The sequence below is a fragment of the Bradyrhizobium sp. MI1.11 genome, from assembly GCF_055811255.1.
In genome coordinates, this window is record NZ_JBVVPM010000068.1 from 1 (window position 1) to 9,798 (window position 9,798).

At 63.8% G+C, this 9,798-nt stretch carries 9 protein-coding genes; 3 read left to right on the plus strand and 6 right to left on the minus strand.

Annotation, left to right across the window (positions count from 1 at the left end):
- Positions 1–79: 79 nt before the first annotated feature.
- The 6 genes from argG to AC0L30_RS37335 form a co-directional block, all read right to left on the minus strand.
- Entirely contained in the window at positions 80–1,417 is a 1,338-nt protein-coding gene (gene argG / locus AC0L30_RS37310; RefSeq protein WP_007598765.1) for an argininosuccinate synthase, read from the minus strand.
- A 93-nt stretch (positions 1,418–1,510) separates the two neighbouring features.
- Complete coding sequence (locus AC0L30_RS37315) at positions 1,511–2,287, minus strand: phosphatase PAP2 family protein (protein ID WP_473406376.1); 777 nt, start codon at positions 2,285–2,287, stop codon at positions 1,511–1,513.
- 137 nt (positions 2,288–2,424) lie between these two features.
- Entirely contained in the window at positions 2,425–2,913 is a 489-nt protein-coding gene (locus AC0L30_RS37320; RefSeq protein ID WP_473367744.1) for a hypothetical protein, read from the minus strand.
- A 133-nt stretch (positions 2,914–3,046) separates the two neighbouring features.
- A complete protein-coding gene (gene rlmN / locus AC0L30_RS37325) occupies positions 3,047–4,249 on the minus strand; it encodes a dual-specificity RNA methyltransferase RlmN (protein WP_007598759.1) in 1,203 nt (400 codons plus the stop codon).
- Positions 4,250–4,434: 185 nt separating this feature from the next.
- A complete protein-coding gene (locus AC0L30_RS37330; protein WP_007598757.1) occupies positions 4,435–5,097 on the minus strand; it encodes an invasion associated locus B family protein in 663 nt (220 codons plus the stop codon).
- 117 nt (positions 5,098–5,214) lie between these two features.
- Positions 5,215–6,054, minus strand: coding sequence for an SDR family oxidoreductase (locus tag AC0L30_RS37335; RefSeq protein WP_473406377.1), 840 nt, complete (start codon positions 6,052–6,054; stop codon positions 5,215–5,217).
- 238 nt (positions 6,055–6,292) lie between these two features.
- Between AC0L30_RS37335 and AC0L30_RS37340 the strand changes: the two genes are divergently transcribed.
- From AC0L30_RS37340 to AC0L30_RS37350, 3 genes are all read left to right on the plus strand, one after another.
- Positions 6,293–7,267, plus strand: a complete 975-nt coding sequence (locus tag AC0L30_RS37340; RefSeq protein ID WP_473406378.1) for an NADPH:quinone oxidoreductase family protein — start codon at positions 6,293–6,295, stop codon at positions 7,265–7,267.
- A gap of 408 nt (positions 7,268–7,675) precedes the next feature.
- Positions 7,676–8,518, plus strand: coding sequence for a hypothetical protein (locus AC0L30_RS37345; RefSeq protein WP_473367741.1), 843 nt, complete (start codon positions 7,676–7,678; stop codon positions 8,516–8,518).
- Between the two features lie 18 nt (positions 8,519–8,536).
- Entirely contained in the window at positions 8,537–9,697 is a 1,161-nt protein-coding gene (locus tag AC0L30_RS37350) for a TAXI family TRAP transporter solute-binding subunit (protein ID WP_007598749.1), read from the plus strand.
- Positions 9,698–9,798 lie beyond the last annotated feature (101 nt).

Consider the following 9,798-nt stretch of genomic DNA (forward strand, 5'->3'; position numbering starts at 1 on the left):
TGATCTACGCCAATACTGTCGTGCAACGGGGCACGCCCTGGATCGAAAAAGCCGCCTAGCCTTTAATGGTTGCTACGCTTCAGCCCTTGTCGTTCTCCAGCCGGAAGATCTGCGAGCCTTCACTGCCCGACAGCAGGCCCGTGTCGCTGTAGAGCTTCAGCTTGGCGCGGGTATCGTTGATGTCGAGGTTGCGCATGGTGAGCTGACCGATGCGATCGGCCGGCGTGAACGCCGCGTCCTCGACCTTTTCCATGCTAAGCCGCTCCGGCGCATAGGTCAGGTTCGGGCTTTCCGTGTTGAGGATCGAGTAGTCGTTGCCGCGGCGCAGCTCCAGCGAGACCTCGCCGGTGACGGCGCGGGCGACCCAGCGCTGCGCGGTCTCGCGCAACATCAGGGCCTGCGAATCGAACCAGCGGCCCTGATAGAGCAGACGTCCCAGGCGCATGCCGCTGATGCGGTACTGCTCGATGGTGTCTTCGTTGTGGATGCCGGTGACGAGGCGCTCATAGGCGATGTGCAGCAGCGCCATGCCGGGCGCTTCATAGATGCCGCGGCTCTTGGCCTCGATGATGCGGTTCTCGATCTGGTCGCTCATGCCGAGGCCGTGGCGGCCGCCGATCGCGTTGGCTTCGAGGAACAGCGCGACGGGATCAGAGAAGGTCTGGCCGTTCAGCGCGACCGGCTGGCCTTCCTCGAATCGCACCACGACCTTCTCGGCCTTGACGTTGCAGTCGTCACGCCAGAACGGCACGCCCATGATCGGGTTGACGATCTTGATGCCGCTGTCGAGGCTTTCGAGATCCTTGGCCTCGTGCGTCGCGCCGAGCAGATTGCTGTCGGTCGAATATGCCTTCTCGGCGCTCATCTTGTAGGCAAAGCCCTGCGCCGTCATGAACGCCGACATCTCGGCGCGGCCGCCGAGCTCGTCGATGAACTGCTGGTCGAGCCAGGGCTTGTAGATGCGCAGGCCCGGATTGGTCAGCAGGCCGTAGCGATAGAAGCGCTCGATGTCGTTGCCCTTGAAGGTCGAGCCGTCGCCCCAGATGTTGACGCCGTCCTCCTTCATCGCCGCGACCAGCATCGTGCCGGTGACGGCGCGCCCCAATGGCGTGGTGTTGAAATAGGTGATGCCGCCGGTGGAGATATGAAAGGCGCCGGACTGGATCGCGGCGATGCCTTCATGGACGAGCTGCGTGCGGCAATCGACCAGCAGCGCTTTCTCCGCGCCGAACTCCATCGCCTTGCGCGGAATCTCGTTGTAGTCGGCCTCATCGGGCTGGCCGAGATTGGCGGTATAGGCGTAGCAGCGCGCGCCCTTCTGCTTCATCCAGAGCAGCGCCGCTGACGTGTCGAGGCCGCCCGAAAAAGCGATGCCGACTTTCTCACCCTTGGGCAGGCTTTTCAGGATCGTGGTCATGGGGCTTCCAATCGGTCTCGAAGGGCGGATGTCGTTTCACGGGTTGACCGCGCGAATATCAAATTTCGCGGGGCTCGGCACCCCTTTAATGGCTCAAACTGACGGCTCGGGCCCCGTCTTGCGGCCGAACAGGCGCTGGCGCAGCCGGTAGGCAGGCATGTTCAGGCGGGTCAAGGCGGCATCGACCGCCTCGTCCGAAAACCGGGTCCGCGGCCAGCGGTAAATCAGCGCGTAGGCAAACCAGATCACGACGAAGGTGACGAGGCCTGCGATCGACACGTCGGTGAAGAAGTGGCCGCCAAATGCCATCCGCAGCCCGCTGGTCACGAGGCCGAACATCACGGCTCCGGCATAAGCGAGCGGGCGCCACGGCGGCGGTGCCAATGCGGCCGGCGCCAGCGTCCAGAACGCGGTCGCGCCCTCGCCCGAGAAGAACGAGCAGTTGCGCGCGCAACCGCCGCGTGGGTCCCACCACGGCACGAATTGCTGGTCGCCGGCAAACTGCGTCACCACCACCGGACGCGGCCGGCCCCAATAGGACTTGAAGGCGAAATTGGTGAGGATGCCGGCCGACATGATGATCGTGACCAGCAGGAAGACGATCGCGCGCCCCGAGACCATCAGCGGCCGGTCGGGCTTGAACATCTTGACCACAAGCGCGACCAGCGCAGGCAGCACGAACGCCCAGGCAACCCACATCGCGGCGTCCCGCGCAAAGCTGGCCCAGCCGTTCAGCTTGAGCGGAAATGTCTTGGTCTCAGGGTCGAAGAACAGCGCGGCGAGCTTGAGATCAAGCTCGGGATAAAGGCCGAAAACGACGCCGATCACGAGCCACAGCGCCAGGGCAATGAAGAGTCCGGTCCGGTTCATGGCGCGCGGTTTAGCCGAGTGGGAAGGGGATGAAAACCCTGGAATCCGTCATTCCGAGCGAAGCGAAGCAATCCAGAATCCATCCGCGGCGATAGTCTGGATTGCTTCGTCGCTTCGCTCCTCGCAATGACGGCACCTCAATCCGGCCTTGAATTCGAGGGCAGCGGCGGAGGCGGCTTACGCGGCAGCGGCGGATTGCGCCAGGCACCGGCATTGCGACCGGCGACCAGCCAGTAGACGACACCGGCGACGATGCCGGCGCCGGTCATGATCTCGAGATGGCGGCGCACGATGCCTTCGAACTGCAAGGTGTCGGAGTGAAAGGGAATGAGGCCGAGATAGCAGGCGAGGCCGACGAGGCCGCCGCCGACGGCATAGGTGAGAGCACTGCGGATGTAGAGCGCCTCGGTGATCGCGACGATCACCGCCGCCGGCACAAGCGCAAAGCCAGAGACGAAGATGAAACCGAACCCGAGCAGGATGTCGATCGTGCCCTGATCGACGGGACCGGCGCCGAGATCGGCGAACTCCGGAAACAACAGCGCGATGACGACGATCATGCCGCCGACGAAGCAGGCGGCGAGAAAGCCGATGAAGATGACGATGAGGCGGCCGATCAAGGACATGCAGAGGAAGCCAACGTTACCGTCATTGCGAGCGACGCGAAGCAATCCAGAATGCGTCTGCGGAGGCAGTCTGGATTGCTTCGTCGCTGCGCTCCTCGCAATGACGGGGAAGCAACACAGTGCACCTACCAAGCTAGTCCGTCATCGCCATGGCGCGCAGCGTCTGGCGTTCCCTGGCGGAGAGTTTTTCGGTCTCCGACTTCAGCTGGCCGCAGGCGGCGAGAATGTCGCGGCCGCGCGGGGTGCGCACCGGCGAGGAATAGCCCGCGTTGAAGACGTATTCGGAGAACTTTTCGATCTGGTCCCAGTCCGAGCATTCATAGGCGGTGCCGGGCCAGGGGTTGAACGGGATCAGATTGATCTTGGCGTGAATGCCCTTGAGCATCTTCACCAGCAGCTTGGCGTCATCGAGCGAATCGTTGACGCCCTTGAGCATCACATATTCGAAGGTAATGCGACGCGCGTTCGAGGCGCCGGGATAGTCGCGACAGGCCTGCAGCAATTCCTTGATCGGATATTTGCGGTTGAGCGGCACCAGCTCGTTGCGCAGCTCGTCGCGCACCGCATGCAGCGAGATCGCGAGCATCACGCCGATCTCCTCGCCCGCGCGCACGATGTTCGGCACCACGCCCGAGGTCGACAGCGTGATGCGGCGGCGGGAGATGCCGATGCCTTCGTTGTCGCCGACGATGAGCAGCGCATCGCGCACCGCTTCGAAATTATAGAGCGGCTCGCCCATGCCCATCATCACGATGTTGGTGACGCGACGCGTACCGTCTTCGCGATCGGCCCAGTCGTTCAGACGATCGCGTGCGACCATCACCTGTCCCACGATCTCGCCGGCGGTGAGGTTGCGCACCAGGCGCTGCGTGCCGGTGTGGCAGAACGAGCAGTTCAGCGTGCAGCCGACCTGGGAGGACACACACAGCGTGCCGCGATCGGTTTCGGGGATGTAGACGCACTCGACTTCATGCGCCCGCTCGACATTGTCGCCGCTCGGCAGCCGCAGCAGCCATTTGCGGGTGCCGTCGTTGGAGATCTGCTCGGCCACGACTTCGGGCCGGTCGACGGTGAAATGTTGCGCGAGCTCGGCGCGAATGCCCTTCGAGACCGAGGTCATCTCTTCGAAGTTCTGGGCGCCACGGAAATACATCCAGTGCCACAGCTGCTGCACACGCATCTTGCGCTGCGCCGGTGCAACGCCGATCTCGCCGAGACGATCGGCAAGCTCGGTGCGCGACAGGCCGATCAGCGAGGGCCTCGCCGGCGGCACATAGGTTTCGAGCGGAGTCTTCTCCACCAGCGTTGCGTTGTGCGGCTCGGTCATCGGTTGCATTGAATGGCCTGATTAGGTGGTCGATCCGGGATGGTCCGAAGGACCAGACCCGGAACCTCGAGATTCTCAGGTGCGCAATTGCGCACCATAGTTCGCGCTTCGCGCGCCCCGGAATGACGGGAGAAAGTCTAGTCCGCCCTATATAGCAACCGGAACCGCCGATTGCGACCTTATCGACCGCAGGCTTAACGCCTGCAATCCTGCGCGATCTTGTCGAGCGCCTGGGCGAGGCCCTTCAGCGAGAACGTGTCGGTGGTCTCGGTCCCCTTGGACGAGACGCCCTTGACCACGAGATCGGCGGATTTACGCATGGCCTCGACCATCCGCTCTTCCTCGGCCGCATTCTTGATCCAGAGACCGTCGCCCTGCGAGTACATGGCGAAAGCGGCGCCACCGACCTCGACCGACGATTCAGAGCCCGGCTTCAGTGCGTAGCCGATCATGACCGAGACTTCGTTGTTGACCTTCTCCGCCGGGCGGGTGGAGACGAAGGCATAGGCAGGATCGCGCGGCCGATTCGGCGGGTTGGTCTTCGACGACGACGGCTTGGCCAGCGCGAAGCAGACCTTTTTGCCGTTGGGCGCGGCCGAATAGGCGCCCCAGGTGCCGAACTGACCAATCAGGGTTGGCTCTGCGCCGCCCGCAACCGCCGCGTGCGGAGCCACCGGCTTGCTCTCGGGCTTTGCAGCCGTCTTTCCAGTCGTATTGGTCGCCGGCGCAGCCGATTTCGGCGCGGCCTCTTTCGGTGCAGTTTTGGGCGCGGGCTGCGCCGTCTGCGCCCGCGCGGAATCGACGATTCCACAGGCCGCCACGCCCGTCATCAAAGCTAAAATCAGCACCCGCCACATGCTGGAGTGGTTCCCTCAATATTGTGACTGGAAGATGGCCCGGTCGCGCATTGTCCCCGCGGCAGGGATAGCCGGGAAAGTCCAATTTGGGAAGGCAGTTAGCGAAGGTCGCGGCGACTAGGCCCGGGATCGCGCCGCGCGTTGCTCCGCCCATTGCGCATCGGTCCAGCGCAACAAATCCTCGGCGCCTGAGCTGCGCAAATGCGCGCCACCGTCGATCACCACCATCTCGCCGTTGATGTAGCCGGCACGGTCGGAGACCAGGAAGCTGGCGAGGTCGGCAAGCTCGCGGTGCTCGCCGGCGCGTCCCATCGGGTTGCGCGCGGCCCACCCTTCGTCGCGACCCTCGGGGCGGAGCTGACCCGAGGCGCCCGCGGTCGGGAACGGTCCCGGCGCGATCGCGACGGTGCGGATGCCCTTCGGGCCCCATTCCACGGCGAGACTTTTGGTCATCGCCAGCACGGCCGACTTCGCCATCGCCGACGGCACGGTGAAGGCGCGGCCGGTGATGGTCGAGGTCGAGAGGATCGAGAGCACGACGCCGCCATGCTTGCCGTCGATCCAGCGCTTGCCGGCGGCAAGCGTGCAATACATCGCACCATGCAGCGTCGGCGCAAGGATCGCATCCGCAGCGCGAAATGAGAGATGCTCACTCTGCGCGATGAAAGTCGCAGCCGCGTTGTTGACGAGAATATCGAGCGGCGCCTCGCGCCAGATGGCGTCCATCATGCTCTCGACGGCGGTGCCATCGCGGATATCGCAGGCGATCGTCGTGACTTTGCCGCCGATCTCTTCGCCCATCTCGCTCGCCGCCGCCTCGAGCCGATCGACCTTGCGGCCGCAGATCACGAGTTCAGCGCCGAGCGCGAGGAAGCGGCGCGCCATTGCAGCACCGAGACCCGAACCGCCACCGGTGACGAGGATGCGCTTGTCCTTGAGCAGGCCTGTTTCAAACATGGTTTGAATCCTCCCTTTCTGTCTTCCCGTCATTGCGAGCGCAGCGAAGCAATCCAGGCTATTTCCGCGGCACGGATTCTGGATTGCTTCGCTGCGCTCGCAATGACGAGAGGATAGGCCGGTGCGGTCTAATAGACAAAGAAACCGGATTGTCGCCCGCACCTAAATCCGGCAGAAACGGGCAAACTATAAATCCACTCGAAACGCCCAGTACTTCACTTCTCAAGAAGGTGCCGCCATGAAAGCCATCCTCTGCTCGCAATATTGCCAGCCCGACGATCTCGTTCTGGCCGACGTGCCGGATCCGGTGGCCGGTCCCGGCGAAGCCGTGATCGCGATCAAGGCTGCGGCGCTGAACTTCTTCGACATCCTGATGATCCAGGGCAAGTACCAGATCAAGCCGCCGTTCCCGTTCTCGCCGGCCGCCGAAGTCGCGGGCGTGATCGAGAGCATCGGCCCCGGCGTGACCGATCTGAAGGTCGGCGATCGCGTCGTTGCTTCCTGCGGCCACAATGGCGCGCGCGAAAAGATCGCGCTGCCTGCGGCATCGATCGTGAAGATCCCCGACAATCTCGATTATGACCGCGCGGCCGGCATCATCATCATCTACGGCACCGCGCTGCATGCGCTGGAAGATCGCGCGAGCCCCAAGCCGGGCGAGACGCTCGCGGTGCTCGGCGCCGCCGGCGGCACCGGACTTGCCGCGTGCGAGCTCGGCAAGCTGATGGGCCTGAAGGTGATCGCCTGCGCGTCGTCGGACGAGAAGCTCGAATTCGCGAAGGCGCACGGTGCAGAACTCACGCTCAATTACCGCAAAGAAGATTTGAAGGAAGGCTTGCGAAAGCTCACCGGCGGCAAGGGCGTCGACATCATCTTCGATCCGGTGGGCGGCACCTATGCCGAGCAGGCGCTACGCTCGATTGCCTGGGAAGGCCGCTTCCTCGTGATCGGATTTGCCGCCGGCGACATTCCGAAGATGCCGCTGAACCTCGCGCTGCTGAAGGGCTGCGACATCCGCGGCGTGTTCTGGGGCGCGTGGACCCGACTTAACCCGGAAAAGAACCGCGCGAATCTCGAGAAGCTCGTGAAGTGGACAGCGGAGGGGAAGATCTCCTCGCATGTCGATCGCGTCTTCCCGCTGGCACAGACTGCGGATGCGCTGAAGGTGCTGGCGGGACGTCAGGCCATGGGCAAGGTGATCCTGCATCCGTGAGGCTATGCGGCGTGGCGTGTGTCGGTACGGCCGCTCGCCACGAGCTCAACTGTCATCGCCCGGCTTGACCGGGCGATCCAGTACTCCGAGACGTCAGTCATTGAATCGAGAAGCCGCGGCGTACTGGATTCCCGCCTTCGGGGAGAATGACAGCGAGCGCGGGACAGGCAGTGTCCGCGCCGCCGCCGGATCAATCCCCGTCAACCATTACCGACAAAATTGTGGGGCATTCCTTCGCCTCGCCCCAATCAAACCCAAATATCTCCCGATTCGCGCAAGCCGCCGACTTTTTTTGGGCTGATTCAGACGGCGATTTACCGGCTCCAGTTTGCGGGGCATTTCTGGACAACAACAAAAAGACTGAAGCCGGGATGCCCCAGCGTTGCGTTAGTAAGGGGGAGCATCACCATGGAGACGACGGCGTACCGCCCGTCCAGGGAATCGAGATCGGTCGATTCCGATCAAGCTGCATCACATCCGGCCGTCGCGTCCTATATCCGTGCGCGCGCCGCGCGGGTCGATCTGTCACCGGAAGATCCAATTCCACTGTTCCTGTCCGATCCGCTCGGTGTGCCGGATTCAGCCGAATATACGGCGCGGGCGTTGAGTCCCCGGCTCAGATTTGTCCCGCCTGTTCTCGCGGCGGTTCTCGTCGCATCCACGCTGGCCGTTGCGGCCGCGCTGTTTCAGCCCAGTCTCCGCAATCTCTTCGCCGCCGACGCTGCCAGCCCGACGGGTGCCGAGCTGGACCAGGCCATGGCGTCGGCCGACGTGCCGGACAGGCCTCAGACCGCGTACAAGGACCCGGCGCGCTTGGGCAACACGAGGCTGGCGAGCGCTGACGCGCAGGATCTCCCCGCAGCCTCAGCTCCGAGCCGCGAAGCGATTGCGACTGCCTATCAAACCGCGCTGCAAGCCCAGGCGCCCGGGCCAGTCGCCGCGCCGCCTGCGCCCCCACCGCCCGCCAAGACGCTCGATGCCGACACACTGGCTGGGCTGATGGCGCGCGCGAACGGTCTGTTGGCGGTCGGCGACATTGCCGCGGCGCGCCTGCTGCTCGAACGCGCCGCCAATGCACAGGATGCAACGGCTGCATTTCTGCTCGCGCAAACCTATGACCCGGCGGTGCTGGGCACGAGCGACGCGCGGCGCGTTGCTGCCGACGCGACCGCCGCGCGCGACTGGTACCAAAAGGCCGCAGGCCTTGGATCGGCGGAGGCGCGGCAACGCCTCGCCCAGCTTCAGAACTAGAACTCTTTAGGGGATATCATGCGTAACGCTTTGAGAATGGCGCTTGCCGCCATCATGACGATCTGTGCCTTCGCGGCACGCGCCGAGCAGACCGAATATGATCCGGCCAAGGTCTCTGACAGCCTGAAAGCCATCTTCCAGTTCGGTTCGAGCTCGACCAAGCAGTCGCTGAACGCCAACACCGTGACGTTGATCACCGGCACGATCGGCGGCACCTATGTGCAATTCGGCGCCGACCTCGCCTCCGTGCTCGACGACGGCAACAGGATTCGTGTGTTGCCAATCGTCGGCCGAGGCTCGGTGCAGAGCGTTGCCGACATCCTGTTCCTGCAAGGCGTCGATCTCGGAATCGTGCGCGCGGATACGCTCGACTATCTCGAGCGCAAAGGTTTTGCCAAGGACATCAAGAAGCAATTCACCTATGTGACGAAGCTCTACAACGAGGAGATGCAGGTGATCGCGCCAAAAGCGGTCGCGACACTCAAGGATCTGGAAGGCAAAACTGTAAGCGTCGATCTGCCGAACGGCGGCACCTTCGTCACCGCGCTCACCGTGTTCGAGCGGCTCGGGATCAAGGCGAAATTCGTTTATGTCGAGCAGCGCATCGCGATGGAGAAACTGAAGGCCGGCGAGATCGACGCCGTCATCGTGGTCGGCGGCAAACCGTACAAGTCCGTTTCGACCTTCGGCAATGACGGCCGCTTCCACCTTGCGACCGTGGATTATGCAAAGCCCCTCCAGAGCGACTATCTGCCGGCGACGCTGACCGCCAAGGACTATCCGAACCTAGTCAAGGAGGGCGAGAGCGTGGACACCATCGCGGTGCCGGCGGTGCTCGCGGCCTACAACTGGGCGCCCAACACCGAGCGCTACCGCAAGCTTGCATTGTACGTGGACGCGTTCTTCACGAAGTTCCCGACGCTGCAGAACCCGCCTTTCCATCCCAAGTGGAAGGAGGTCTCGCTCGCGGCGCCCCTGGCGGGCTGGAACAGATTGCCGGTGGCGCAGCAATGGCTCAACCGCCACGGCGTCGAACCGGTGACGCGGCAACGCTTCGAGGCGTTCCTGCAACAGAGCCCCTCGGCCGCAAAAGTGTCCGACGCGGATAAGGAAACGCTGTTCAAGCAATTCCAGGCGTGGGACGCGGAAAAGGCGCAGGCGCAGGCGGAAAAGAAGTAGCGAGCAGCCATCCACAGCTGTCATAGCCCGCCGCCGGGGGGGCGGGGCCCACTACCCGCGCGGGGTTGGTTTATGTGGTCGGGGCCGCGGCGGGCAGGGGT